The organism is Kineococcus sp. R86509 (assembly GCF_042466365.1).
In the GTDB taxonomy this organism is placed as follows: Bacteria; Actinomycetota; Actinomycetes; order Actinomycetales; family Kineococcaceae; genus Kineococcus.
On sequence record NZ_JAXHCE010000001.1, the window covers coordinates 1,520,486 to 1,546,055 of the forward strand.

Genomic DNA, 25,570 nt, shown 5'->3' on the forward strand with positions numbered 1-25,570 from the left:
TGACGTGCGACCGGAACGGTCCGGTCCTGGAAGAGGTGTCGTCCTGCTGGGAAGCGGCCGTGAGCGGCCGAAAGTGTGGTCCCCGGTACCGAATAACGGGACCGAGACCCTGAACTTCTAGAAGATTCAGCGCTTCCAGAGCAGCGACGCGAGCTCTGAGGCGACCGCCGGCGGTGCGGGGTCCCCCACGGTCAGGGCGACGGCGCTCAGCAGGACGTGTCCCTGCTCGTCGCTCTCGACGCGGATCCCGTACCCGACGGCACCGAGCACCAGGTTGAACCCCGGCCGGCCCGAGGCGACCTGGGCGACGGCGGCCACGGAAGCCCGCAGGCAGCCCCTCGGGTCCACGTCCTCGAGGCGCAGCGACGCGGCCGCGAAGGTGGTCACCACCTCCGCGAGCACGTCCTGGTCGTGCTGCGCGTGCTCCCCGAGCCGCGAGGCGACGGCCTGGCGACGTTCCCAGATGGACTGGCTCATCGGTACCTCCCCGAGTTCGGCGGGAGGCAGACGACCCCCTCACCTGTGGGTCTCGGCAGGTCGGGGCCGAACCTTCAGCTGATGCGGCGCTTGAGGCGGCGACGTTCGCGTTCGGAGAGACCGCCCCAGATGCCGAACCGCTCGTCGTTGCCCAGCGCGTACTCCAGGCACTCCTGGCGGACCTCGCAGGACTGGCAGACGCGCTTGGCCTCGCGGGTCGATCCGCCCTTCTCGGGGAAGAACGCCTCGGGGTCGGTCTGGGCGCAGAGCGCGAGTTCCTGCCAGCCCGGGTCCTCCGGGGTCAGACCCGAGAGGCCGGTGAGGCCACCGGTCAGGTCCACCAGCGAGAGCTCCGGGCGGCCGTCCGCGTCGAGGGGACCGTCCGCGTCGGCCTCGTCGTCGGCCTCTTCGTCGGCGTCCTCGGACGCGATCGGGGCCAGCACGACCAGGGCCTGCGGCGGAGCCGCGGCGCGGTCGAGGGGGACGACCGTGTCCACCGTGCCGACCGGATCGCCAGTGCTGGCGACCGGCGAACGGAAGGAGTCGTCGATGAACCGGAAGTCGTCGTCAGTCATTCGGTGGCCCCCACAGCCTCGGTCTGTCACTCCGTGCGCCCTGATCACGCGGTGTGCTGTGCCAGTCACCCTACGACCACCACTGGTGGAATTACACGCGTGTCGTCCCTCAGAGTCAAGCCCAGCGTGGTATCCCACCGGCCTCCCTGCAACGGTTCTGCCACATCCATCACACGAACACCACGATTCCCCGTGATCCGTCCGGGTGACGGGTGCGGTGACGGGGGATGATGGCGACCGTGAGCGACGCGAACCGACCGAGCAGGGCCCTGCAGATCACCGCTCTCGCCGGCGGCGTCGGCGGTGCCCGGTTCCTGCGCGGACTGCTGGCCCACCTGCGCTCCTCGGGGGATCCCGCCCGGCGCGAGGCGCAGGTCACGGTCATCAGCAACACCGCCGACGACATCACCCTGCACGGGCTGCGGATCTCCCCCGACCTCGACTCCGTGATGTACACCCTCGGCGGGGGCATCGACGAGGACCGCGGCTGGGGTCGCTCGAGCGAGACGTCCGGGGTCGCCGACGAGCTCGCCGCCTACGGGGCGCAACCGTCCTGGTTCACCCTCGGCGACAAGGACATCGCCACCCACCTCGTCCGCACGCGCCTGCTGGGCGAGGGCGCGACGCTCTCGGAGGCGACCGCCCGCCTCTGCGAACGCTGGCGGCCCGGGGTCCGGCTGCTGCCCATGACCGACGACCGCGTCGAGACCCACGTCGACCTCGCCGAGGCCGACGGGTCGACGCGACGCGTGCACTTCCAGGAGTGGTGGGTCCGCCTGCACGCCGCCGTCCCGGCCCTGCGCATCGAACCCGTGGGGGCCGCCACCGCCCGCCCGGCCCCCGGTGTGCTCGAGGCGTTGCGCGAGGCCGACGTCGTCGTCCTGCCGCCCAGCAACCCGGTCGTCTCGATCGGCACCATCCTCCAGGTCCCCGGGATCCGCGAGGCCCTGGTGCGGACGTCGGCGCCCGTCGTCGGGGTCTCCCCCGTCATCGCCGGCGCCCCCGTGCGCGGGATGGCCGACGCCTGCCTGGCCGCCATCGGCGTTCCCACCACCGCCGCCGCCGTCGCCGGCCTCTACGACGACTTCCTCGACGGCTGGCTCGTCGCCGAGGAGGACGAGCCCCCGGTCCGCTCGGGGCTGGAGGTCCGCCGCCGCCCGCTGCTCATGAGCTCGCCCGCGGCGACCGCCGACCTCGCCGGGGCCGCCCTCGACCTCGCGCTCGAACTCGACCGGAAGGACCCCGCCGCGTGAGCGGAACACCCCCCACCAGCCTGCAGCTCGTCGGGGTCCCCGGGATCGCGGAGGTCGTGGCCGGCGACGACGTCGCGGGTCTCCTCGTGGACGCCCTGTACGCCCAGCGCACCTCCCTCAGCGACGGCGACGTCCTCGCCGTGTCCAGCAAGGTCGTGTCCAAGGCCGCCGGGCTGACCGCTCCCGCGAGCGAGCGCGACGAGGTCGTCCTGCGGGAGTCCCGGCGCCTGGTCGCGGCCCGTCGCACCCCGCACGGCGTGGCCCGCATCGTGGAGTCCGCCGCCGGCCCGGTGATGGCCGCCGCCGGGGTCGACGCCTCCAACGTGGTCGGCGACGTGGTGCTGCTGCTGCCCGCCGACGCCGACGCCTGCGCCCGGGAGCTGCGCGTCCGCTTCCGGGAGATCACCGGCGCGAACGTCGGCGTGGTCGTCACCGACACCGCCGGCCGGCCGTGGCGGGCGGGTCAGACCGACTTCGCGCTGGGCAGCGCCGGGCTCGCCGCCCTCGACGACCTCCGCGGGCAGACCGACACCTCGGGCCGGGAGCTGAGCGTGACCGCCCGGGCGGTCGTCGACGAGGTCGCCGCCGCGGCGGACCTGGTGAAGGGCAAGACCTCCGGCGTTCCCGCCGCCCTGATCCGGGGCCTGGCCGACCTGGTCCTGCCCGCCGACGTCGAGGTCCCCGGGGCCCGCTCGCTGGTGCGCGCCGCGGCCGGCGACTGGTTCCGCCTCGGGCACGTCGAGGCCGTCCGGGCGGCCCTCGGCGCGGGCTCGGTCGAGCCACCGCCGGTGGAGGCGGGAACCCTCCTCGAACGGCTCGAACGCGCCGCCGAGGTGGCCTGCGCCGCCGGCCCCGTGGCCGGCGCGGTGATCGCCGTGGAGGACGACGGTTCGGGTCCGGCGCTGCGTCTGGAGGCCGAGGACGACTTCGCCCTCGGCGCCCTCACCCAGCGGACGCTCGCCGCGTTGTGGACGGAGTTCCTGGTCGGTCTCCTCGACCGCGAGGAGGGCTCCGTGCTGGTGCGGGTCGTGGAACTCCCCCGCTGATGTGGGTGGACCTCAGCCGCCCCGTCGCGGTCGGGACCCCGGTGTTCCCGGGCGATCCGGAGTTCAGCGCGGAACCCGCCACGACCATCGCGGCCGACGGTTTCGCGGTCACCCGGCTGGGTCTGGGGACCCACACGGGAACCCACGTCGACGCCCCCGTCCACGTCCACCCGGACGGTGCGACCCTCGACGAACTCCCGCTGGGGCTGTTCGCCGGGCCCGCCCTGGTCCTCGACGTCTCGGGCCGCTCCGTCGTCGACGTCGATCAGGTGCGGGACGCCGAGGGTGAGCGGATCGTGCTGCTGCACACCGGGTGGGACGCGTTCGCCGGGACCGGGCGGGAGTTCGACCACCCGTTCCTCACCCCCGCCGCGGCGGGGTTCCTGCGCGCCGGCGGGACGCGGACCGTCGGGATCGACACCGCGAGCGTCGACGCCCCGGACTCCCTGGCCGCACACCGGGTCCTGCTGGGGACCCGGGCCGATCCGGGGGTCCTCGTCGAGAACCTCCGCGGCCTCGGCGGACTGCCCCCGCGGGTGGAGTTCTTCGCGTTCGGGTGGGCGCTGAGCGGCGGCGACGGGTCACCCGTGCGCGCGGTAGCGCGCTGAGACCGCCCGGTTCGGGGTGTGCGTCGGCAACGTCATCCGCGGCGCACGACGCGGGCGCCGGTGCCCGGCGAGTTCCAGCAGCCGCTGGACCCGGAACCGGTGCCCCCGGTAGCACTCGATGACCTCGGCGCAGCCGGCGTCGTCGAGGACCTCTCCCGTCAGGGCCCAGGAGACGTTCTTGGCCACGTGGTAGTCGCCGAAGCTGAACGCGTCGGCGTGGCCGTGGGCCCGTTGCCGGATCTCCGCGGACGTCCACACCCCGATGCCCGGCAGCGACCGCAGGGCGGAGTCGGCGGCCTCGGGCGACATCTCCAGGGTGCGTTCCAGGCCGGCCGCGCGCGGTGCGGCGAGGATCGTGACCTTCCGGCGCCGCAGTTCCACCCCCGCCTGCAACCACTCCCAGGACGGGATCCGCGACCACTGCTCGGGGGTCGGGGGCAGCGTCAGCCCGGCCGGACCGGGGGCGGGTTCGCCGAAGCGGTGGACGAGCCGGCGCCACGCCGCGAAGGCCTCGACGCCGGTGACGACCTGCTCCAGCGCGGAGGCGGAGAGCGCTTCGAAGACGGCGCGGGTGCGGATGACCCGGAAGTGCGGGTTCTCCTTCCACGCCTGGACGAGGGTGGGGTGCTCGGGGCGCGGGACGAAGTCGGTGTGGTCGTCGTCGGCGTCGCCCAGCAGGTGCGGGACCCCCTCGAGCGCCCACCCGGTCCCCGGGCCCCACGCCTGCGCGTGGACCTCGGCCTCGGCGGGACGGGCGCGGACCCGGAGCAGGACGGGACCCTGCGGGGTCCGGGTGGCGCGCCAGACGGTGCCGTCGGGATCGCGCCGGAAGGTCGGGTCGCCGGCTCCGCGTCGCAGCGTCCCCAGGCTCTGCGCGACGGCGACGGGGCGGCCGGGCCGCCAGCGCAGTTCCCCGTCCGGTGTCACGCCTTCCGTCACGTCCTCACAGTAAGGGCCGGGGCGGGGTGATCGGCCCGTTTCCCCGGCCTGCGGGTGGCCAGGAAGGATCCGGCCAGGACGAGGACGAACCCGAGCACCGTGGTCACCGTGATCCGCTCCCCCAGCACCACCGCACCGGCGATCACGGCGACGACGGGGTTCACGTAGACGATGGCCGTGGCCCGGACCGGGCCGAGCTCCCCGATGAGCGCGAACAGCAGCACGAAGGCTCCGGCGGTGCAGACCACGGCCAGCGTGAGTAGCGCCGCGACGACCTGTCCCGAGGGGAGCTCCGCCGGCAGACCGGGGCCCAGGAGGACGACCGGCACGTAGGTCAGCGCCGCGAGCACCAGGCTGGCGAGCACGACCGAGGTCCCCGGCAGGTCGGAGAGGTGGCGGGCCAGCACGGCCGGCCCGACGGCGTAGCCCACCACGACGACGAGCATCTCCGCGACGGCCCCGAACTGCCCCGGCACCAGGTCGAACCCCACGAGTGTCGCGACCCCGAGGGTTCCCAGGCCGAGGCCCGCCCAACCGGTGAGCCCGAGCCGCTCGGCCCGCCCGCCGGCGAAGGCGACGAGGACGCCCACCACCGGGACGACCGAGACGAGCACCGCGGTCGTCGAGCTGGGGAGGTCGTGCTCGGCCCGGGCCAGGAACAGCCACGGGCCGACGATCTCGAACCCCGTGTAGGCCGCGAGCGCCGGCCAGCGTCGCAGCAGGGTCGGCAGGCCGGCGCGGAACTCCCTGCGGGACAACGCGATCGGGGCGAGGACGAGGGCGGCGAGGGCGGTGCGCGCCAGCACCATCGTCGAGGGCGGGAGTTCCTCGCCGACCACCTTGATCAGCAGGTACGGGATCCCCCAGGCGAACCCGAGGGCGGCGAAGATCAGGGCGGCACGGCGGGTCACCCGTCGATCGTGCTCCCGCACGACCATTCAGTCCAGCTAGAGTTTCCTCATGAGTCTCGACAGTGAGAACTTCACGATTGATCTCCGCCGGCTGCGCCTGCTCCGCGAGGTCGAGCGCCGCGGGACGGTGGCCGCGACGGCCGCCGCCCTGCACCTCACGCCGTCGGCGGTCTCCCAGCAGCTCGCGGGTCTGGCCCGGGAACTCGACGTCCCGCTGCTGGAACGGGTGGGGCGCGGGGTGCGGCTCACGGGTCAGGCCCGGGTGCTCCTCACCCACGCCGACGCCGTGTCCGCGCAGCTGGAGAAGGCCCGCGCCGATCTGGTGGCCTTCGACGCCGGGACGGTCGGCGAGGTCCGGATCGGTTCGCTCGCCAGCACCATCGCGGCGCTGGTCGGCCCGGCCATGCGGCGGCTGCGCCACGACCGTCCGGGGTTGCGGCTGCTGGTGCGCGAACGGGACGCCGTCGCCGCCGTCGCGGGTCTGGACGCCGGGGACCTCGACGTCGTCGTCGCGGTCGACCACCCGGGCGGGCCGCGCCGCGACGACGCCCGCTACGACCGGGTCGACCTGCTCACCGACGTCCTCGACGTCCTGCTGCCGGCCGAGCACCCGCTGGCCGGGCGCGACGCGCTCGCCCTGCGGGAACTGGCCGACGAGGAGTGGATCGCCGCGGCGAGCGACGACGCCTGCACGCAGATCACCGTCGCCGCCTGCGCCGCCGCGGGGTTCGCCCCCGACGTGCGCCACCACACCCTGGAGTACGACGCCCTCGCGGCCCTCGTCGCCGCCGGGGCCGGGGCCGCCCTCGTCCCGCGGATGGCGCACCCGTTGCGTCCCAGCGGGTTGCGCGTGATCCCCCTGGCCGGTCCCAGCCCCGCCCGATCGATCTACGCCGCCACCCGGGCCGGGCGCGGCACCGACGCCCCCACCGCTGCCGTCCTGGAGGAACTCCGGCGCGTCGCCGCCGAACGCCCCGACGCCACCCCCTGATCACGGGGTGGCGACCTAGGGTCCCCCCAGCCAGTGGTCGATGCGGCGGTGGTCGGGCGCGAAGCCGTGCGCGACGCCCCAGAGCACCGCCTGCGTGCGGCTCTGCGCGTCGATCTTCCGGTAGATCGAGCGGATGTAGGACTTGACGGTGTTCGGGCTCAGGTAGGTGAGCGTGGCGATGTCGGCGTTGTTCTTGCCCTGGGTGATGAGGGCGAGGATCTCGGACTCCCGGTCGGTGATCCCCTCGGTGCGGCCCGGCCAGTCGAGCCCGAGGGCACTGGCGGCGCGTCGGGGTGGGGTGCTGAACACCCGCTCACCGGCGTGCACGGCCTCGATGGCCGCGACGAGGTCGCGGGCGGGCAGCGTCTTCGAGAGGTAGCCGTGCACGCCGAGGGAACGGGCCGTCTCCACCAGTTCGGGCTGGAAGTTCCAGGTGTAGACCACGACGCGGCGCACGCGCGGGTTGCGCACCAGGGCCGCCACCTCGGTCGCGTCCGACTCCGGCTGGGCGAAGGAGTCGTAGAGCACGACGTCGACGTCGTCGTGCAGGGCCGCGTTGGCGTCGATCTCCGCCACCAGCACGCGGTCGCGGTAGGCGTCGAAGAGGTGCGCCAGTCCCACGAGGACGACGTCGTAGTCGTCCACGAGGGCGACGGTGATCGGGCGGGTCCGCGTCAGGGTGTCGATGCGGCGAAGCTACCACCCCTAGGGGTGTACCAGCCCCTCCCGCCAGGTGGTCGAGTGGGCACACGGCCCGACCCCGGGCCCGACCACCGCGCGGTCCGGCCGCGCTCACCACCAGGAGATTCACATGGGCCTCATCGGCACCGTCGTCACCGTCATCGTCGTCGGCCTCATCGCCGGCGCCCTCGCCCGCCTGATCGTGCCCGGCCGCCAGTCGATGTCGGTCGGCATGACGATCCTGCTGGGCATCGTCGGCTCGTTCGTCGGCGGTTTCCTCGGCTTCCTCATCTTCCACAAGGACGCCTCCGACGGCTTCCTGCAGCCCGCCGGCATCATCGGCGCGGTCATCGGTTCGATCATCGTGCTGCTGATCGTGGGAGCGCGGGGTCGCCGCGCCGTCCACTGACCTCGCCGTCCACTGACCTCGCCGGCGCTGACCTCGCTGTCCGCCGACTTCGCCGTCTACTCACCCCGGCGGGCCACGAGGTGACACGCTGTGACCTGGACCAGCAGGATGGGTTCACGGACGACGCCGCGATTCGGAGGAACGCCGCATGGAGATCGCAGCCGACACGCTTCAGAAGGCTCTACGGGTCAACCTGGACCCGCGGTGGTACGGGACCATCGCCGAGATCGGAGCCGGGCAGGAGGTCGCGCGCTGGTTCTTCCGCGCCGGAGGTGCGGCCGGGACGGTGGCGAAGTCGATGTCGGCCTACGACATGGCCGTCAGCGACGCCGTCTACGGCAAGTCGGACCGCTACGTCTCGCTGGGCCGGTTGCAGGCGATGCTGCAGCACGAGCTGTCGCTCAACGTCGAACGCCTCACCGAGGCGCGCGGTGACGACACCTGCTTCTTCGCCTTCGCCGACACCGTGGTGGCCCGCAGCTACCGGGGCGGCAACGAGTGCCACGGGTGGATGGGGGTCCGCTTCCAGGCCCACCCCAACGACGAGCCCAGCCAGATCGTGCTGCACGTGCGGATGCTCGACGACGACGCGGGGCTGCAGCAGGAGGCGCTGGGCATCGTCGGCGTCAACCTGCTGCACGCGGCGTTCTTCGAGCGCCACGAGCCCGAGCAGGTGGTGGCGAGCCTGCTGGACAAGCTGTCGACCGGGCGCATCGAGATCGACGTGATCCAGTTCCGCGGCATCGAGTTCCGCCACGTGGACAACCGGGTGATGGCGCTGCAGCTGGTGCAGCTCGGTCTGTCCGGCGTGGCGATGTTCGGTCCCGACGGGGAGGTGCTGCAGCCCTCGGAGGTGCTGCGCAAGCACGCGGTCCTCGTCGAGCGCGGCAGCTTCCGCCCCCCGACGGTCGTCAACATCGACATGCTCGCCTCGGCCGAGCAGAAGTTCGCGGAGCAGGACGCCGAGGGTGCTCCGGTCCTCGCCCTCGCCGAGCTGACGATGCGCAACCTGCGGGCCGCCGGCGACAAGGTCGACCGGCGGGACTTCCTGGCCCGGGCCGACCTCCTCGGGGCGTGCGGCATGACGACGGTCATCTCGGACTACTACGAGTACAACCGCCTCGCCGAGTACCTCCAGCGCCGCACCAGCGAGCGCATCGGCATCGTCATGGGCGTCCCGAGCCTGGTGAACCTCTTCGACGAGAGCAACCACGCCCACATGCAGGGCGGGATCCTGGAGAGCTTCGGGCGCCTGTTCAAGAACGACCTCAAGCTCTTCGTCTACCCGATGCAGGACCAGGAGACCGGCGAGACGCGGACCGTGGAGGACCTCCAGGTCGCGGACGACCTCCAACCGCTCTTCGACTTCCTCGCCCGCCGCGGCAGCTTCGTGCACCTGGACAACTACAAGCCGGAGTACCTGCCGATCCTGAGCCGCGACGTGCTGCGGCGCATCGGGGCCGGGGACGACAGCTGGGAGTCCATGGTCCCCGAGGAGGTCGCGTCGATGATCATCAAGCGGAACTTCTTCGGCTACAAGCGGAAGAGCGACTGACCCGGCCCGGAGGCCTTGACTCTGCAACGGCGTAATCGTGTAATCAATGCATGAGCGATGACGCTGACGTGACGGCCTGGTTCTCCGGCCGCCTGCCCGACGACTGGTTCGAGACCGCCCCCACGGTCTCCCTCGACCGCGAGGAGATCGTGGTCACCGGTGTGCTGCCCCGCCCTGACACCCCCGAGGGCGGGGCGGCCGCCGAGCGCCGCGCGGAGGCCGGCCGGATCACCCGGTTCCGCGAGGACACCCGGGGTGTCCGCATGAAGATCGCCGACGAGGCCGAGGTGCTGTTCGGGCGCAAGGTCGCCTGGGGCGCGGACTGCGGCGAGACGCAGGAACTCTTCACCACCCTCGCCACCCCGGTCATGACCAGGCTGCGTCAACCCCAGCGCCAGGTCCTCGACACCCTCGTCGACGCCGGGGTCGCCCGCACCCGCTCGGAGGCGCTGGCCTGGTGCGTCCGGCTCGTGGGGCAGCACCAGCAGGACTGGATCGAGCAGCTGCGCGACGCGCTCGTGAACGTCGAACGCGCCCGCGCGGCCGGCCCGGCGTGAGCGTCGTCGAGTACCTCCGCTACGTGGTCCCCGCGGAGCAGACCGCCGAGTTCGAGGCCGCCTACGCCCGGGCCGGCGGGCACGGTCCGCTACGTCCTGCGGATCCGGTGGACCTGTCCCGGTGGGTGCTCAGTCCTCCGCAGACCCGGGGGTCCGGGACCGCCCGGCGGCGCTGAACCGGTGCCCGGCCAAGGCCCCGAAGGCGAGCAGCAGGTCGGCCAGCGTCAGCAGCACGCGGGACCCCAGCACGACGACCGTCGCGGCCCCCGACCCCGTGGCCAGCGCGACGACCGCACCGAGGACGAGTTCCCGCGCCCCCGCACCCGCCGGGGCCAGGACGACCAGGAAACCCACGATCCAGGCCAGCGCGTAGCCACCGATCGCGAGCGCCAGCGCCGACCCCGTCGGCCAGGCCACCCCCACGGCCTGGGACAGCACGAACACCTGCAACCCGACGGCGACCCAGGACGCCATCGCCCACGCGGCCGAAGACAGCAGTCCGCGCCAGGTGACGGGGTGCTCGAGGGGGTCCTGGCGGGCGATCCGCAGCAGGAACGTCAGCAGCGGGTTGATGACGCGGGGCACGAGCAGGACCAGCAGCAGCGGGGTGAGCCAGCGCAACCAGCCGGTCCACTCCCAGCCGCGGATGTCCCTGCCCTGCAAAGCGATCGGAAGCACCCCGGCGACGAGCAGCGACGCCGTGGTCATGGACACCAGCAGGGCCACCGCGAGGGCGGACCCGGTGCGGCGCCGCGGGACCCCGTGGTCGCGGGCGAGTTCGGCCTGGGCGACGAACTGGAACACGGTCCCGGGGATGTAGCGGCCGAGCTGGCCGACGAAGAACACCCGGGCCGCGGCGCGCCAGGGCAGGCGGGAGCCGAGGTCACCGAGGACGGCGCGCCACGACGCCCCGGACAGCGCGACGTTCGCGAGGGAGAGGACACCGGCCAGCACGACGGAGCCCGCGTCGAGGCGCGACCACGCGTCGGCGATCGCGGACCGGTCGCGCCAGACGTAGCCGACCGCGAGGACCAGCGCGAGGGCGAGGAAACCCACCCGCAGGACGGGCGAGCGCAGCACCCCGAGCAGGCGGTTCAGCACCTCAGTGCCGGACGAAGGTCAGCAGCACGAACGTGTAGTCCAGGCCGGTCCGCGTCCAGTGCACCGGTCGCGCCGGGTGGGCCAGGACGTCGTCGGTGAGCTCCCCGACGAGTTCGAGTCCGAGCTGCTTCGCCGTCGTGACCAGGGCGCGGAGGTCGGCGGGGCCGAAGATCTTCACCTGCGCGCCGTAGGCCTCGATGCCGGTGGTGTCCGGCGGGTCCTGGTCGTAGTCGGTGGAGAGCGCCAGCACACCCCCGGGCCGCAGGATGCGCGCGGTCTCGGCGAGGAAGGGGGTGATGGGCACCCCGTGCTCGATGACCGACATGCAGGTCACGGCGTCCAGCGAGGCGTCGGCGAGGCCGGTGTCGGTGACGTCGCCGCGGCGGAACTCGACGCCGTCGCGGTGCACGGTCGCGCCGAACTCGAGGTTGATGCCGGCCAGCGCGCCGCGCTCGGCCCCGAGGCCGTAGAGGCGCAGCCAGGGCAGGACGGGTGAGTAGCGGGCGGAACCGGCGTCGAGGACGCGGGCGGTGCGGGACCCGTCGTCGGCCAGGGTGAGGACGGCGGCCACCGCCCCGAGGGCGTCCCAGTTCTTGGGGGCGTCAGGGTGGGCGGGCAGACGCAGCTGCTTCGTCTGCGCGACGGCGTCGGCGACCTCGTCGGCGTCGTGCAGGACACCGGTGCGCGGCACCCCGCTCGGCACCGGGCGGGCCGCGGGCGCGGCCCCGAGCCGACGGGCGGCGAGGCGCTCGCCGACGCGACGCTGGACCCCGACCCGGGTCCAGAGGGCGTGCTCCGCACCGCGCTTGGCGACGGCCAGCAGCCGACCGCCCGGCGGGGCGGCGGCCGTCCCGCCCTCCGCGGCCTGCTCGAGGGCGCCGAGGTAGCGGTCCCAGGGTTCGTCGAGGTCCGGGGCTTCGACCCCGTCGCGCAGGCGCTCCAGCCCGCCGCCCGCGAGGCTCAGCACCCCGGCGACGAGGGCGTCGACGCTGCCGGGTTCGACGAGGATCCCGTCGACGCCGTCGCGGACCTGCGCGGGGAAGGACCCGACGCGGGTCGCGAGCACGGGCAGGCCGTGGGCGAAGGCGAGGACGGCGTTCTGCGAGGCCGTCGCCGAGCGGTAGGGCAGGACGACGGCGTCGTGGGCGGCCATCAGGTCCGGGAGCTCCCCCGCGGGGACGTAGCCCTCGCGCAGTTCCACGTGACCGCGCAGCCCGGGCGCGGCCGCCAGTTCGCGGACGCGGCGACCGGCGTCACCCCAGAGTTCCCCGGCGATGGTGAGGCGGGCGTCGACCCCGCGCTGGTGGACCTCGCGCAGGGCCTCGAGCAGCAGGTCGACGCCCTTGTAGTCGCGGACGACCCCGAGGCTCAGCAGACGGACGCCCCCGTCGCGCGGGACCCGCGAGCCGGCGGGCGCGTCGACCCTGGGGCCACCGGGCAGGTGCGGGGGCAGGTCGGCGACGACGACCCGGCGGGCGCCGTGGGCGTGGGCGAGGGTGGCCTGCTCCTCGGAGTGCACGACGACCCCGTCGACGGCGGCGAAGAGGCGTCCGACGAGCAGGGCGTCCCCCGGGCGGGCTTCGTGCGGCAGGACGTTGTGCGCGACGACGACGGTCCGCGCCTGCGAACGGGCGGTGCGCATCCCCGCGAGGACACCGAGCAGCGCCGGGACCTGCAGCGGGACGACGTGGGTCAGGACGACGACGTCGGCGTCGGCGATGCGCCGGCCGGTGCGGACCCAGGACGCCGGCGAGTTCCAGGCCAGCGGCCGGATCGTCGGGTGGAACTCGGGGACCTCGGGCAGGCCGCCCGGCACGCGCAGCTCACCCGGGTAGAGCGCCGCCGGGTACTGCCGCGCCCAGGAGACGAGCTTGACCTCGGAACCGGGGTCGGCGGCGAGGTGGCGCGCGAGCTCGGTGGTGTGGACGGCCGTGCCGCCCTTGGCGGGGTGGGCGGGCCCCACGACGACGACCTTGCGGGACTCGGTGGCGCTCACGCGCTGTCCCTCGAACGCACGACGAGGTCGGCGAGCAGCGCGACCGCCCCGATGAGCAACCCGGACACCAGCAGCAGCACGGTGTTCGCGGGGAAGTAGAAGAGGTGCCGGAACATGTCGGTGACCCCCTTGACGAACCCGAGGCCGAAGAGGAACAGCGCCAGCGGCATGAGCACCCGCAGGGGCTCGAAGTACATGATCATCCGCAGCACCTGGAGGATGTAGCGGTAGGCGTCCTTGGTGAAGTGGAACTTCGAGGTCCCGGCGCGCTTGGCGTAGGTCGTCGGCACGAACTTGATGTCGTGCTGGTTGCACAGGAACGACAGCGTGATCGTCGTGACGCAGGAGAACCCGGCCGGCAGCAGTCGCAGGTAGGGCAGCGACACCTCGCGGCGGAACGCGCGCAGACCCGAGTTCAGGTCCGGGATCCGTTCGCGGGCGAGCACCTCGGCGACCTTGCGGATGACGAACTTGGCGGGCACGCGCAACGCCTTGTGCGACCCCTCCTCCGTCGTGCGCGCCCCGACGACCTGGTCGTAGGAGTCGTCCTCGAGCAGGATCCGCACGAGTTCGGGGATGCGCTCGTTCTCGTAGGACATGTCCGCGTCGGTCCAGACGACGATCTCGCCCCGGGCCATCTGCGTCCCGATCCGGCGCACGGTGCCGGACCCGCCGTTGCGGCGGAAGGCGACGACGCGCAGGTTCGGGTAGTCGGCCTCGACCGAGCGCAGGACCTTCAGGGTGTCGTCGGTGGAGCAGTCGTCGACCGCCAGCAGCTCGTACGGCATGCCGTCGTCGTCCATCACCTTCGTGATCCGCTGGATCTCCAGCAGGACGTGCGCCTCCTCGTTGTAGCAGGGCAGCACGATGGTGGCGGTGGGCGCGGGGGCGGTCACCGCGGCGGGAGGGGTGTCGTCGACAGGCATGGCGGGCAGAGCTTACCTACGGGTGGACCCGATGCCGGGGATCCACGGGCCGCGCGGCACGATGGCGCCATGACCGGGCGCAGGACGCAGCACGGACCCGCGACCGACCGGGCGACGTCGTTCGGTGCGGTCGCCGAGGCCTACGAACGGTCCCGGCCGAGCTACCCGGACGAAGCCCTCGACTGGCTGTTGCCACCCGGTGCACGCAGGGTGCTCGACCTGGGGGCCGGGACGGGCAAGCTGACCCGCTCGCTGGTCGCCCGCGGCCTCGAGGTCGTCGCGGTCGAGCCGACCCCGGGGATGCGTGGGCAGTTCGCCCGGGTGCTGCCCGACGTCGAGCTGCTCGACGGCACCGGTGAGGCGATCCCGCTGCCCGACGCCAGCGTCGACGCCGTCCTGATGGCCCAGGCCTGGCACTGGGTCGACCCCGACACCGCCTCCCCCGAGGTCGCCCGGGTGCTGCGCCCGGGCGGGCGGCTCGGGCTGCTCTGGAACGTCCGCGACGCCGGCGTCGAGTGGATCGCGCAGCTGGACCGGCTGCTGCCCGGCCCGGGCGAGGAGCAGCTCGGCAGCCTCGCGCCCCGCGTCGCCGCCCCCTTCGGCCCGGTCGAGCGCTACGACGTGCGCTGGTCGGACCCGGTGACCGTGGAGTCGCTGCTGGACCTCACCCGCTCCCGCAGCTGGGTCATCGCCCTCGACGAGACGCACCGCGACCGCGTGCTGGAGGACGTGCGCGCCCAGGCGCAGGCCCACCTCGAGGAGACCGGCACCCTCGCCCTGGAGTACGTCACCCGCTGCTCCCGCGCCCGCCGCCCCTGAGGACCCGGCGCCGGGTCACCAGGTCACGGGTCAGGGGGCGTCGCCCGTGACCAGCCGGACGTCGATGCTCTGGGCGCCGTCGGGACGTTCCTCCAGCACCCGTTCGTCCTCGATGGTGCGGCGGTGGGTCACGAGGCGCGGCGAGGTCACCCCGAGCTTCTGCAGGACCTCGACGGGATCCGTGTCGCCCCCGGCCGCGACGAGGACGGGGTTCCCGCCGGCGGCCCGGACGCGTTGCGCCGCACGGTCGACGGCCGCGCGCAGCGTCGTCCAGTACTCCGCCGTCCCGGCCCGCCCGGACGCGGTGGGCACGACGAGCGAGGCGCTGGGCACGTCGCAGGTCCCGCGCAGGACCTGCGGCCACTCGTTGCGCGAGCGCGGGTCCACGGCGAGCGCCACGTCGTTCGGCCCGAAGGAGGCGCAGGCCCGCGCGACGGCCTGCGGTTCACCCGCCTCGGTGCGCTGGCCGGCGACCGGCGCGGTCGCGAGCGCCGCGGGGACGACGAGCAGGACCACGGCGATCGCGACCCGCAGCCCGGTGAGGCGCTGGTGGGCGTAGCGCTCGACCACCCAGCGGGCCGCGAGCACGGCGAGCACCACGACCGCCGGCAGCACGACGACGACGAAGCGCCGGTCGGCCCACGGGTGGTCGGGGGTGATGCCCGGGCGGTAGAGGGTGAGCAGCGTCGACCCCATGGCCACGACGTAGGGCGCCGTCCACGACGGCAGCGGGCTGACGCCCTGGATCCCGCGCACCAGCCGGGGCAGCGCCACGACGGCCGCCGCACCGGCGAGCACGACGGCGGGCCAGCCGAGGTACCAGGCGATCCAGTCGACCGAGTGCTCGGCGTAGGTGCGCCCGCCGTCGACCGTGAGTCCCTGCGCCAGTTGGAGCGCCGCCACGAGCTTGCTGCCGGAGTCCTCCGGGTCCTGGCGCACGACGAGCCAGAACGGGCGGCTGGCCAGCACCAGCAGGACGAGCGCGAGGAGCCCGGCGAGGACGTCCGGGAGTCGGGGGCTGGTCAGCCAGCGCTGCTGCGCGAGCCGGCCGGTGCGGGCGAGGTGGGCGAGCACCGCGCAGGCGAGCGCGAGCAGGACCAGACCCGCGACGAGCGGCAGCAGCGACCCCGCGATGGTGGCGAGGTAGGGCCGCGACGTCAGCAGCGCGGCGGCCACGGCGAGCACCGAGGTCAGCGTCGTCCCCGCGAGCAGCGCCCGCGCCCCGGGGTGGCGCACCACGAGCAGGACCGCGACCACCGGGGCGAGCACCGCGATCTCGCGCAGGAAGTCGATGCGGACGAAACCGCACGCCCCGAACAGCAACCCGGCCCCGCCGCCGAGGCGGGCCGCCGTGCGTCCGGTCGCGGGGACCAGCGCGACGAGCAGCGACGCGGCGCCGACCAGGACGAGCAGCGCGGGCGGTTCGGAGTAGGTGGAGCGGTTCGCGTGCAGGACGGGCTGCGCCAGCGCGAAGGTTCCCGCGGCCAGGGGGGCCCAGCGGGCCCCGGCGAGACGGGCGGTGAACCCGGCGACGGCCAGGACGCCGAAGGCCCCGAGGACGGCGGGGACGACGAGCAGACCCGTCCAGCCGGCCGCCCACTCCCCCAGCGAGTACAGCGCCGGCGCCCCCAGCAGGAACTGCGGGACGACGTGGTCGCCGACCTCGTAGAAGGCCGGGGAGGCGATCGAGAAGTTCGGGTCGGCGAGCGCGGCCGCACCCCCGAGCGCCGCCAGCGAGGGGTCGACGGGCAGGCCGTGGTGGGTGGCGAGCTGGTGGGCGTAGAGCGCCACGGACCCCGCGTCGCGGCGCAGCACGACGTGCGAGGCGTGCGTCAGCGCGGCCCAGACGCCGGCGCCGAGGGCGATCGCCAGCGAACCGCCGGCCGACCACCACCCCGCGGCGACGACGGGGACCCCCCACGCGAGCCGGCCCGCGAGGACGGCGACGACGACGCTGACGGGCACGGCGACGGGCGGGGTCCACAGGTCCAGCAGCACCAGCGGGACGGCGAACGCGGTGACGGCCGCGACGGCGGCGGCGAGGACGACCGGTACCCGGGTCAGCACGATCCCCGCGGTGGTGTCGGCGGTCGTCGGCGCAGGGGTGCTCACGCCGCGAGAACCTACCGTCGCGGAGGCCCCCGTCCCGGCACGCCTAAGGTGACCGCGTGCCCCCTGGTTCCTCCCGGTCGATCCCCGCGCTGCTGCGCCGGCTCATGGACGACGACCCGACGGCCCCGCGCCTGACGTTCTACGGCGAGCACTACGTGCGGACCGGTGAACGCGTCGAACTCTCCGCGCGGGTCCTCTCGACGTGGGTCGCCAAGACGGCGAACCTGCTCGAGGAGGAGTTCGAGGTCGGCCCCGGTTCCGTCGTGGCGCTCGACCTGCCGACGCACTGGCGCACCCTGGTCTTCCAGCTGGCCGTGTGGTCCACGGGGGCCGTCGTCCGCCTCGGCGCCGGCCGGCCCGCCGACGTGCTCGTCTCCGCCGACGCGGACACCCTGGTCCAGGCGGTGGCGCGCAACGCCTCCGTCGAGCGCATCGCCGTCTCGCTGGCCCCGTTGGCGACGAACTTCGGCGCCCCCGTCCCGGACGGCGTCCTGGACTACTCCCGGGTGATCACCGGCTACGGCGACACCTACTCCCCCCTGCTGGAACCCGGCCCGGAGGACCCGGCCCTGGAGACCGCCGACGGTGGCACCCTGACCCACCCCGCCCTGCTGGCCCGCGCCGCGGAGGCCGGTGACGGTTGGCCGCTCGGGGTGCGCCTGCTCACCGACGTCGGCCCCGCCGACGTCGTCGCCGGGCCGCTGGCCGCGTGGGCCCGCACCGGCTCGCTCGTGGTGACCCCCGACCTGGGGACCCTGCCCGAGACCGTGACCGCGGCGGAACTGAGCACCGTCACCCTCGCCCGGTCGTAGCGTCCCGCCGGGCCGGTAGGGTGTCGATCAGGGGTGATCACCGGTGACCGTGTTCGTGGTGCTCGCCGTCGTGGGCTTCGGACTGTGCGTGCTCTCGTTCGTGTTCGACGGTCTCTTCGAAGCCCTCGACCTGGACATCGCGGGCGGGTTCCTGTCCCTCACGTCCCTCACCGGCGGCGTCGCCCTGTTCGGGCTCGGCGCGACCCTGGCCACCACGTCGTTCGGCTGGAACACGCTGCAGGCGACCGGTTTCGGCGCGGCCGCCGGGATCGTCACCATGGTCGGGGTGGGGGTTCTCGTGCGCACGCTGCGCCGCGAGGAACCCGAGACCCACCGCAGCATCGTCGGGACCCAGGGGTACGTGACGACCCCCGCGAACACCCCCGGTTCCTACGGCGAGGTGAACCTCAAGCTGCACGGCACGACGGTGAAGCGCACCGCGGTCAGCGACGTCGCCCTCGTCCGCGGCACGGCCGTCGAGGTCGTCGCCGAGGTCTCCGCGACCGCCGTCCGGGTGAAACCCCTCGAGTGAACCCACCACCCACCCAGCCACGAGAGGACCTCCCGTGACGTTCCTGACCCCATCCGTGATCCTGGTCGCAGCCGCCGTCGTCGTCGTGCTGCTGCTCGCGGTCGCCATCGTCCGCCGCTACCGCATCGCCGGGCCGAGCGAGGCGTTCGTCGTCGTCGGCCAGAAGGGCAAACCCGTCACCAACCCCGAGACGGGGAAGGTCTCGACGGACCTCTCCGGCCAGAAGGTCGTCATGGGCGGCGGCATCTTCGTGCTGCCGTTCGTGCAGCAGGCCTACTCGCTCTCGCTGGCCTCGCGCCGCATCTCGGTGCAGATCCGCGGCGCGGTCTCCGCCAAGGGCATCCGGCTGAACCTCGACGGCGTCGCCATCATCAAGGTCGGTGGCACCGAGGACTCCGTCCGCGCTGCGGCGCAACGCTTCCTGCACCAGCAGGACGAGATCGAGTCCTTCACCCAGGAGGTGCTGGCCGGTTCGCTGCGCTCCATCGTCGGCACCCTGACCGTCGACGAGATCATCCGTGACCGCGCCGCCTTCGCCTCCCGCGTCGCGGAGGAGGCCGAGACCTCGCTCACCAACCAGGGCCTCGTGCTGGACACGTTCCAGATCCAGGACGTCACCGACGACGTGAACTACCTGCGCGACCTCGGCCGGCCCGAGGCGGCCATCGCGACGCAGAACGCGGCGATCGCCGAGGCGAACTCCCAGCAGGAGTCCCAGCAGGCCGAAGCCCGGGCGCAGGAGAAGATCTCCGGTTCCCAGCGCGACCTCTCGCTGCGCCAGGCGGAGTTCAAGGCCGAGACCGACACCGCCCAGGCCCGGGCCGCCGCGGCCGGGGTCCTGGCCAAGGCCGCCCGCGACCAGGAGGTCCTGCTCGAGCAGGAACGCGTCGCCGAACGCCAGGCCGCGCTGACCGAACGCCAGCTCGACACCGAGGTCCGCAAACCCGCCGACGCACGTCGCTACGACGCCGAGCAGCAGGCGCAGGCCCGCAGGAACTCCGAGATCTTCGAGGCCGAGGCGAAGAAGGCCTCCGACATCGCCAACGCCGAGGCCGACGCGCGCCGCGTGGAACTCTCCGCCACGGCGGAGAGCAACCGGATCAAACTCGCCGCCGAGGCCGACGCCCAGCGGGTCCGCCTCGCGGGGCAGGCCGAACTCGACCGGCGCACCGCGCTGGCCACGGCGACGAAGCTCGAGGGTGAGGCCGAGGCCGCCGCCATCCGCGCCCGCGGTGAGGCGGAGGCCGAGACCATGCAGCTGCGCGCCGAGGCCTTCGAACGCTACGGCGAAGCCGCTGTCGCGCAGATGGTCGTCGACGTCCTGCCGCGCGTCGCGCACGAGCTCGCCGCGCCGATGGCGGCCATCAAGGACCTCACGGTCATCTCCACCGACGGCGCCTCGCAGCTCTCCCGCCAGGTCGGCACGAACCTCACCGAGACCCTCGAGATCGTGAAGCGCACGACCGGTCTGGACGTGCAGGCCCTGCTGAGCAACCTCACCCCCGCCCAGCAGGCCACGGCCACGACCGTCGCCCCCGAGTGACCCGCCCGCCGCCGGTCAGGGGAGGTCCGCACCTCCCGGACCGGCGGCGGCGACCCGGCCGGAACCGGAGATCGTCAACGGGTGCTCGGCGGCGGTCACGAACACCGCCCGGCCCCGCGTGAGTTCCACCGACCCCGCCGAGGAACTCAGCACGACCGTCCCCTCCAGGCACAGCACCTCGCGCGGGACCGGGCGCTCCCACCGGGTCTCGGAACGCACCGTCAGCACCGTCAGGGCGAAGTCGTCGACGTCGTCGGGCGCGAACACCACCTCGTCCGGCGACAGCACCCGCGGGGCCAGCAGCGGCGGCGGGAGCTCCCGGAAGTCCAGGACGGCGAGGAGTTCGGGCACGTCGACGTGCTTGGGGGTCAGGCCACCGCGCAGGACGTTGTCGGAACTCGCCATGAGTTCCACCCCGGTCCCCTCCAGGTAGGCGTGGACGTTGCCGGCCGGGAGGTACAGCGCCTCGCCGGCGACCAGGCGCACCTGGTTGAGCAGCACCGACACCAGGACCCCGGCGTCGCCCGGGTAGTGCCCGGCGAGTTCCACCACGCAGCGGGCGGAGGGGTCCTCGGAGTCCGTGCAGGCCCCGGCCACGGCCTCGACGAGCGGTCCCACGACCGCGGCGTCCGCGGTCAGCAGCAACCGCGTCGCCTCCCGCAGCGCGTCCGCACCCCGCAACGCCGCGAGCAGCGCCTCGAACAGGTCCTGCGCGTCACCGGGCAGCGCGGGCAGTTCCAGCCCGGCCAGCAGCTCGCGGGCGGCCGCGGGCGAGCGGAACCCCGCCATCGCCGCGAAGGGTTCCAGCGCGTACAGCAGTTCGGGTTTGTGCTCGGTGTCCTTGTAGAGGCGGTGCGGGGCGTCGCGCGGGACCCCCGCCGCCTCCTCCTCCGCGTAGCGGCGGGCCGCCGTCGCGCGGTCGGGGTGCGCCTGCAACGACAACGGCGCCCCCGCGGCGAGGACCTTCAGCAGGTACCCCAGCGTCGCCCCGTCACCCGCGGCGGCGCCGAGGAACTCCTCGGGGGACGCCGCGATCCGCTCGTCGAGGGCCACCCCCTCCGCGTCGGAGGGTGCGGAGGGGTGCGCGCCGATCCACACCTCCGCCTGCGGTGAGCCGTCCGGCTCCACCCCCAGGAACCGGGGGATCGCCGTCGTCGAACCCCACGCGTAGGGCTGAACGGTGTTGGTCAGTCTCAGCACACCACCGAGGCTACGGGGTGACAGCGCTGCCGGGGCCCGCGCGCACCTGGCTACAGTCGCTGGCATGAGCGTTCTCGTGACGGGCGGTGCCGGCTACATCGGATCCCACGTGGTGCGGCTGTTGCAACAGCGCGGTGAGCAGGTCGTCGTGGTCGACGACCTCTCCAACGGCCGGGCGGCCCGCGTCGGCGACGCGACCGTCGTCGAGGTCGACCTCGCCACCGCCGCCGCCGCCCCGGCGCTCGCGGACGCGTTCGCCACGCACGGCGTCGACGCCGTCGTCCACTTCGCCGCCCGCAAGCAGGTCGGGGAGTCCGTGGCCCGGCCCGCGCACTACTGGTCGCAGAACGTCGGCGGCATGGCGAACCTGCTGCAGGCCATGGAGACCGCGGGGGTGGGAAAACTCGTCTTCTCCTCCTCCGCGGCCACCTACGGCGCCCCGCAGAGCGCCGTCGTGCGCGAGGACGGACCGGCCGAGCCGATCAACCCCTACGGCCAGACGAAACTCGTCGGCGAGTGGATGTCGCGCGCCGCCGGGGTCGCCTGGGGCCTGCGCGCGGCGAACCTGCGCTACTTCAACGTCGCCGGCGCCGGCTGGGACGACCTCGGCGACTCCGCCGTCATGAACCTCATCCCGATCGTCTTCACCGCCCTCGACGCGGGCGAGGTGCCGACGGTGTTCGGCGGCGACTACCCGACACCGGACGGTTCCTGCATCCGCGACTACGTCCACGTCCTCGACCTGGCCCAGGCGCACCTCGCCGCGCTGGACCACCTCGGCACCGAGGAACGCCCGTTCGACACCTTCAACGTGGGCTCCGGGGCGGGGTCCTCGGTGTTCGAGGTCCTCGAGGTCATCCGCCGGGTCACCGGCGTCGACGTCGCGCCCGACGTCCGCGAGCGCCGCGCGGGAGACCCGCCGCAGCTGGTGGCCGACGTCTCCCGCATCACCTCCACCCTCGGCTGGTCCACGACGAAGGACCTCGACGACATCGTCGGCAGCGCGTGGGCGGCGTGGAAGACCAACCGCTGACCGAACCCGCTGATCGAACCGCTGGTCAGTGCGGCAGCAGCACGCTGATCAGCAGCAGCACGGGCGCGACCAGGATCGTCGTCACCAGCACGGTGTCGCGGGCCAGGTCGCGCCCGACGCCGTAGCGCACGGCGTAGGTGAACACGTTCTGCGCGGTGGGCAGAGCCGCGACCACGGTGGCCGCGAAGACCGCGTCGTCGTCGAGGCCGAGCGACCGGGCCGCGAGGTAGGTGACCGCGGGCTGCAGGAACGCCTTCAGCGCGCTCGCGATCAGCACCTGCGGGGTGCGCCAGCCCGCGAGGCTGCGCCCGTGCAGCGAGATCCCGAACGCGACCAGCGCCCCGGGGATCGCGAACCCGGCCAGCAGGTCCAGCGGCTGGGCCAGCGCCGTCGGCAGCGTCCAGCCGGTGACCGAGAGCAGGATCCCGACCGCGCTGGCGATGAGGACCGGGTTGGCCAGCGGGGTCAGCAGCTTCTTCGCCAGGGCCGCGCGGGAGCCGTCGCCCTGGTGCCGGCTCACGTCGAGGATCCCCAGCGCGACCGGTGAGAGCACGACCATCTGCAGCAGCATCGCGGGCAGCACCGCCGTGAGGTCCTGCAGGACGTAGACCGCGACGGGCAGCCCGATGTTGGCCGCGTTGACGAAGGAGCTGGCGAGGCTGCCGATGACGAGGTCCTCGCGCGACAGCCTCAGCCGGTAGCGGGCGAGCAGGACCCAGACGACGACGCTGACGACCACCCCGCTGGAGGTGACCAGCAGCTGGCCCGAGAACAGGACGTGGACGTCGGCGTCGGCGAGGGTCTGCACGAGCAGGGCCGGAGACCCCACGAAGAACACCAACCGGGACACCACCCCCTGTCCCGCGGGGCCGAGGACGCCCGTGCGCCCCAGGACGTAGCCGACGGCGACGAGCGTGGCGACCACGACGAACCCGGTGAGGACTCCGCTCACGCGACGTCGGGCGGGCGGTGGTGCGACGGGATCACCCGGGTGAGGGTATCCGCGGGGCCGAGGTCACCGTCGCGCAACGATCGGGAGCGGTCCCGTCGCCTCGACAGGGAGCACCCAGGCGGCGTTGCTAAGGTCGAGCCCTGTGATCGACGCCCTCGGGAACCCCCGCTCCGTCCTCCTCCTCGGGGGCACCTCCGACATCGGCCTCGCCATCGTCGAGCGCCTCAGCCCGGAACGACCGCTGCGGGTGACCCTGGCCGCCCGACCGGGTGCGCGCCGCGAGGCCGCCGTGGACCGGCTGCACCGGCGTGGGCACGAGGTCCGCACGGTCGACTTCGAGGCGACCGACCTCGACGGGCACGCCGAGGTCGTCGACGAGAGCTTCGACGGGTCCTTCGGCGACGTCGACGTGACCGTGCTCGCCTTCGGGGTCCTGGGCGACAACGAGGTGTCCTGGCAGGACGCCCCGGCGGCCGTGCAGGTCGCGACGGTCAACTACACGGCCCCGGTGAACCTGGGTGTGCACCTGGCCGCCAAGCTGCAGCTGCAGGGTCACGGCGTCCTGGTCGCGCTCTCCAGCGTCGCCGGTGAGCGGGCCCGCCGCTCGAACTTCGTCTACGGCTCCTCCAAGGCCGGCTTCGACGCCTTCTTCACCGGCCTGCGCGAGGCCCTGCGCCCGAGCGGCGTGCGCGTCGTCGTCGTGCGCCCCGGCTTCGTCACCACGAAGATGACCGAGGGGCTCAAGGCGGCCCCGTTGTCCGTGTCGGCCGAGCAGGTGGCGGAGGTGACCGTGGACGCGGTGCGCAGCGGCAAGGAGACCGTGTGGGCCCCCGAGCCGATGCGCTGGGTCATGTCGGCGTTGCGCCACGTGCCCGCGCCGGTCTTCCGCAAGCTGCCCTTCTGAGCGAGGTCGATCTGTCGAGCACGCACGCCCGCCCCGGCACCGGCGCGATCCCCGCGGCACGCGGTCGCGCCGCCGTGCCCGGCCTGCGCGAGACCGTCCCCCGCGGCCGGGTCGACGTCCTGATCGGCCTGCTCGCGGCCATCGCGGGAGCCGTCGTCTTCTCCTGGCGGCTGGGGACGCCGAGCCCGTGGCGCGACGAGGCCGTGACGATCGCCGTCGCCTCCCGCACCCCGGAGCAGATCTGGAGGCTCGTCCAGCACGTCGACCTCGTGCACGCGCCCTTCTACTTCCTGGCCCACGCGTTGTTCGGCTCCGGCGTCGACGTCGTCCAGGCCCGGTGGATCTCCGTCGTGGCGGCCTCGCTGACCGTGGCGGCGCTCTACGGGGTGGCGCGTCGCGCGGCGGCCGGGGCGGTCGGGCCGGTCACGGCCCGGATCACGGGGGTCGCCGCGGCCGCCCTGTTCGTCTCGATGCCGTTCGTCAGCCGCTACGCGCAGGAAGCGCGGCCCTACGCGCTCGCCACCCTCGTCGCGACGCTGGGCACGTACCTGCTGCTGCGGGCGTGCGCGGCGCGGCGTGCGGGCTGGTGGGTCGCGTACACGCTGACGATCCCGCTCCTCGTCGCGTTCAACACCGTCGCCGCGCTGGTGCTCGTCGCGCACGCCGGGTGGGCCCTGACCGGGCCGCGCCGGGTCCACTGGCGGGCCGCCGTGGCCGCCGGGACGGGGGTGGTCCTCGCGGTCCCGCTGCTGCTGGCCCAGAGCCGGCAGTCCGGTCAGGTCGCGTTCCTGCAGAGGCCGACGACGGCGGAGCTCGGCGCGCACGTCGACTTCGCCCTCGGCTCCTCCACCGTCGCGCTGGTCGTGGCGGGCCTCGCCACGCTGGTGGGGTTGCGCTGGGCGCGGGCCCGCCGGCTGCAGCTGCTCGGGTTCCTCTGGGGCGTCCTGCCGTGGCCGCTGCTGTGGGCGCTCTCGCAGGTCCACCCGTTGTGGACGACGCGCTACCTCGTCTTCGTCGCGCCGGGGACCTGCCTGTTCCTGGCCGTCGTGGTGACGGCCGCGGTCCGCGTCCGCCGCACCGCGGTCGTGGCCGGCGCCCTCGTCGCGGCCATGGCGCTGACGGGGCTGCACATGCAGTTCGTCTTCCGCTCCCCCACCATCGGGCACGCCGAGGACCTGCGGGGCACCGCCGAGTACGTCCGGGCCCACGCCCAGCCCGGTGACGGCCTGCTGTTCGTGCCCGACGGGGAGTACCGCTACCGCGTGCTGACTCAGCTCTACCCCGAGGCCTTCGCGGGCCTGGACGACATCGCCCTGGCCGAGCCCGCCGCCGAGTCCGCGACCCTCGTCGGCACGACCGTCGAGGCACCGCACCTGTGGTCGGCGATGGCCGGCGTCGGGCGGATCTGGGTCATCGGCGGGGTCGGACCGGTGGTCACCAAGACCGCGGAGGACCGTGAGACGGTCCGTCTGCTGAACCGCGGCTACCGGCTGGTGTCGACGGAGGACAAGCGGGCGTTCAGCGTGAAGCTGTACGTCCTGGAGGACACCGGCGCGGCGTCGCGCTGACGCGAACCCGAGGTGTCGACCCGATCACGATCTTCGCTCGTCACACCGGTCACTCCTGACCCTCCGTTTA

Annotated in this window: 25 protein-coding genes; 14 read left to right on the forward strand and 11 right to left on the reverse strand. The window is 73.7% G+C overall.

The features are described 5' to 3' along the window. Positions 1-126: 126 nt before the first annotated feature. Together SJY07_RS07220 and SJY07_RS07225 are read right to left on the reverse strand one after the other, a co-directional pair. Complete coding sequence (locus SJY07_RS07220) at positions 127-477, reverse strand: hypothetical protein (RefSeq protein ID WP_328294928.1); 351 nt, start codon at positions 475-477, stop codon at positions 127-129. Between the two features lie 74 nt (positions 478-551). Continuing rightward, positions 552-821 (reverse strand): WhiB family transcriptional regulator, encoded by a 270-nt coding sequence (locus tag SJY07_RS07225; RefSeq protein ID WP_380162206.1) that lies wholly within the window; start codon positions 819-821, stop codon positions 552-554. A gap of 500 nt (positions 822-1,321) precedes the next feature. Here SJY07_RS07225 and cofD point away from each other — a divergent pair, with 500 nt between their 5' ends. The 3 genes from cofD to SJY07_RS07240 are packed head-to-tail and all read left to right on the forward strand — an operon-like array spanning position 1,322 to position 3,959. Then, on the forward strand, positions 1,322-2,305 hold the full coding sequence (cofD, locus tag SJY07_RS07230) for a 2-phospho-L-lactate transferase (RefSeq protein WP_380162208.1): 984 nt from the start codon (positions 1,322-1,324) through the stop codon (positions 2,303-2,305). Beyond that, the gene (cofE, locus tag SJY07_RS07235) at positions 2,302-3,351 is read left to right on the forward strand and encodes a coenzyme F420-0:L-glutamate ligase (RefSeq protein ID WP_328294926.1); all 1,050 of its coding nucleotides are present in this window, start codon (positions 2,302-2,304) and stop codon (positions 3,349-3,351) included. Before cofD ends, cofE begins: the two co-directional genes overlap by 4 nt. A gap of 5 nt (positions 3,352-3,356) precedes the next feature. After that, positions 3,357-3,959 carry a cyclase family protein gene (locus SJY07_RS07240; RefSeq protein WP_380158046.1) on the forward strand — a complete coding sequence of 201 codons (603 nt, stop codon included), beginning with the start codon at positions 3,357-3,359 and terminating at the stop codon, positions 3,957-3,959. On the opposite strand, the gene SJY07_RS07245 is transcribed toward SJY07_RS07240, so the two are convergent. Both SJY07_RS07245 and SJY07_RS07250 read right to left on the reverse strand, forming a co-directional pair. Further along, positions 3,933-4,898: a DNA-3-methyladenine glycosylase family protein gene (locus tag SJY07_RS07245; RefSeq protein ID WP_380158048.1), complete on the reverse strand. Its 966-nt coding sequence runs from the start codon at positions 4,896-4,898 to the stop codon at positions 3,933-3,935. The genes SJY07_RS07240 and SJY07_RS07245 overlap by 27 nt on opposite strands. Beyond that, on the reverse strand, positions 4,895-5,809 hold the full coding sequence (locus SJY07_RS07250) for a DMT family transporter (protein ID WP_380158050.1): 915 nt from the start codon (positions 5,807-5,809) through the stop codon (positions 4,895-4,897). Before SJY07_RS07250 ends, SJY07_RS07245 begins: the two co-directional genes overlap by 4 nt. 49 nt (positions 5,810-5,858) lie before the next feature. On the opposite strand from SJY07_RS07250, the gene SJY07_RS07255 reads away from it, so the two are divergent. Further along, a complete protein-coding gene (locus SJY07_RS07255) occupies positions 5,859-6,800 on the forward strand; it encodes a LysR substrate-binding domain-containing protein (RefSeq protein ID WP_380158052.1) in 942 nt (313 codons plus the stop codon). A 15-nt stretch (positions 6,801-6,815) separates the two neighbouring features. On the opposite strand, the gene SJY07_RS07260 is transcribed toward SJY07_RS07255, so the two are convergent. Next, positions 6,816-7,445 carry a DNA-binding response regulator gene (locus SJY07_RS07260; RefSeq protein WP_380158054.1) on the reverse strand — a complete coding sequence of 210 codons (630 nt, stop codon included), beginning with the start codon at positions 7,443-7,445 and terminating at the stop codon, positions 6,816-6,818. A 166-nt stretch (positions 7,446-7,611) separates the two neighbouring features. Between SJY07_RS07260 and SJY07_RS07265 the strand changes: the two genes are divergently transcribed. The 3 genes from SJY07_RS07265 (at position 7,612) to SJY07_RS07275 (ending at position 10,002) form a co-directional block, all read left to right on the forward strand. Beyond that, complete coding sequence (locus SJY07_RS07265) at positions 7,612-7,890, forward strand: GlsB/YeaQ/YmgE family stress response membrane protein (RefSeq protein WP_328294920.1); 279 nt, start codon at positions 7,612-7,614, stop codon at positions 7,888-7,890. A gap of 148 nt (positions 7,891-8,038) precedes the next feature. Continuing rightward, a complete protein-coding gene (locus SJY07_RS07270) occupies positions 8,039-9,445 on the forward strand; it encodes a TonB-dependent receptor (RefSeq protein ID WP_380158056.1) in 1,407 nt (468 codons plus the stop codon). Between the two features lie 50 nt (positions 9,446-9,495). Next, positions 9,496-10,002, forward strand: coding sequence for a hypothetical protein (locus SJY07_RS07275; RefSeq protein ID WP_380158058.1), 507 nt, complete (start codon positions 9,496-9,498; stop codon positions 10,000-10,002). Positions 10,003-10,131: 129 nt separating this feature from the next. Here SJY07_RS07275 and SJY07_RS07280 read toward each other — a convergent pair whose 3' ends face one another. Genes SJY07_RS07280 through SJY07_RS07290 form a run of 3 tightly spaced genes read right to left on the reverse strand, consistent with a single transcriptional unit; the run spans position 10,132 to position 14,025 of the window. Next, positions 10,132-11,103: a lysylphosphatidylglycerol synthase domain-containing protein gene (locus tag SJY07_RS07280; RefSeq protein WP_380158060.1), complete on the reverse strand. Its 972-nt coding sequence runs from the start codon at positions 11,101-11,103 to the stop codon at positions 10,132-10,134. A gap of 1 nt (position 11,104) precedes the next feature. Continuing rightward, positions 11,105-13,099: a glycosyltransferase gene (locus SJY07_RS07285; RefSeq protein WP_380158062.1), complete on the reverse strand. Its 1,995-nt coding sequence runs from the start codon at positions 13,097-13,099 to the stop codon at positions 11,105-11,107. Continuing rightward, positions 13,096-14,025 carry a glycosyltransferase family 2 protein gene (locus SJY07_RS07290; protein ID WP_328294914.1) on the reverse strand — a complete coding sequence of 310 codons (930 nt, stop codon included), beginning with the start codon at positions 14,023-14,025 and terminating at the stop codon, positions 13,096-13,098. The genes SJY07_RS07285 and SJY07_RS07290 overlap by 4 nt, the downstream gene beginning before the upstream one ends. A gap of 69 nt (positions 14,026-14,094) precedes the next feature. Here SJY07_RS07290 and SJY07_RS07295 point away from each other — a divergent pair, with 69 nt between their 5' ends. After that, positions 14,095-14,844: a class I SAM-dependent methyltransferase gene (locus tag SJY07_RS07295; protein ID WP_380158064.1), complete on the forward strand. Its 750-nt coding sequence runs from the start codon at positions 14,095-14,097 to the stop codon at positions 14,842-14,844. Between the two features lie 30 nt (positions 14,845-14,874). Here the strand turns inward: SJY07_RS07295 and SJY07_RS07300 are convergent, their stop codons facing one another. Next, complete coding sequence (locus tag SJY07_RS07300) at positions 14,875-16,956, reverse strand: hypothetical protein (RefSeq protein ID WP_380158066.1); 2,082 nt, start codon at positions 16,954-16,956, stop codon at positions 14,875-14,877. A 56-nt stretch (positions 16,957-17,012) separates the two neighbouring features. On the opposite strand from SJY07_RS07300, the gene SJY07_RS07305 reads away from it, so the two are divergent. The 3 genes from SJY07_RS07305 to SJY07_RS07315 are packed head-to-tail and all read left to right on the forward strand — an operon-like array spanning position 17,013 to position 19,843. Then, positions 17,013-17,768, forward strand: coding sequence for a TIGR03089 family protein (locus SJY07_RS07305; RefSeq protein ID WP_380158068.1), 756 nt, complete (start codon positions 17,013-17,015; stop codon positions 17,766-17,768). 43 nt (positions 17,769-17,811) lie between these two features. Beyond that, positions 17,812-18,300: a hypothetical protein gene (locus SJY07_RS07310; protein ID WP_328294910.1), complete on the forward strand. Its 489-nt coding sequence runs from the start codon at positions 17,812-17,814 to the stop codon at positions 18,298-18,300. A 34-nt stretch (positions 18,301-18,334) separates the two neighbouring features. Next, a complete protein-coding gene (locus tag SJY07_RS07315; protein WP_328294909.1) occupies positions 18,335-19,843 on the forward strand; it encodes an SPFH domain-containing protein in 1,509 nt (502 codons plus the stop codon). 15 nt (positions 19,844-19,858) lie between these two features. On the opposite strand, the gene manA is transcribed toward SJY07_RS07315, so the two are convergent. Next, positions 19,859-21,043, reverse strand: coding sequence for a mannose-6-phosphate isomerase, class I (gene manA, locus SJY07_RS07320; protein ID WP_380158071.1), 1,185 nt, complete (start codon positions 21,041-21,043; stop codon positions 19,859-19,861). 64 nt (positions 21,044-21,107) lie between these two features. Between manA and galE the strand changes: the two genes are divergently transcribed. Beyond that, the gene (gene galE / locus SJY07_RS07325; protein ID WP_380158073.1) at positions 21,108-22,076 is read left to right on the forward strand and encodes a UDP-glucose 4-epimerase GalE; all 969 of its coding nucleotides are present in this window, start codon (positions 21,108-21,110) and stop codon (positions 22,074-22,076) included. 25 nt (positions 22,077-22,101) lie between these two features. Here the strand turns inward: galE and SJY07_RS07330 are convergent, their stop codons facing one another. After that, complete coding sequence (locus SJY07_RS07330) at positions 22,102-23,028, reverse strand: AEC family transporter (RefSeq protein ID WP_380158075.1); 927 nt, start codon at positions 23,026-23,028, stop codon at positions 22,102-22,104. Between the two features lie 142 nt (positions 23,029-23,170). Here SJY07_RS07330 and SJY07_RS07335 point away from each other — a divergent pair, with 142 nt between their 5' ends. After that, positions 23,171-23,932 (forward strand): decaprenylphospho-beta-D-erythro-pentofuranosid-2-ulose 2-reductase, encoded by a 762-nt coding sequence (locus SJY07_RS07335; protein WP_328294905.1) that lies wholly within the window; start codon positions 23,171-23,173, stop codon positions 23,930-23,932. A gap of 74 nt (positions 23,933-24,006) precedes the next feature. Then, positions 24,007-25,500 (forward strand): glycosyltransferase family 39 protein, encoded by a 1,494-nt coding sequence (locus SJY07_RS07340; protein ID WP_380158077.1) that lies wholly within the window; start codon positions 24,007-24,009, stop codon positions 25,498-25,500. The last annotated feature ends 70 nt before the right edge of the window (positions 25,501-25,570 follow it).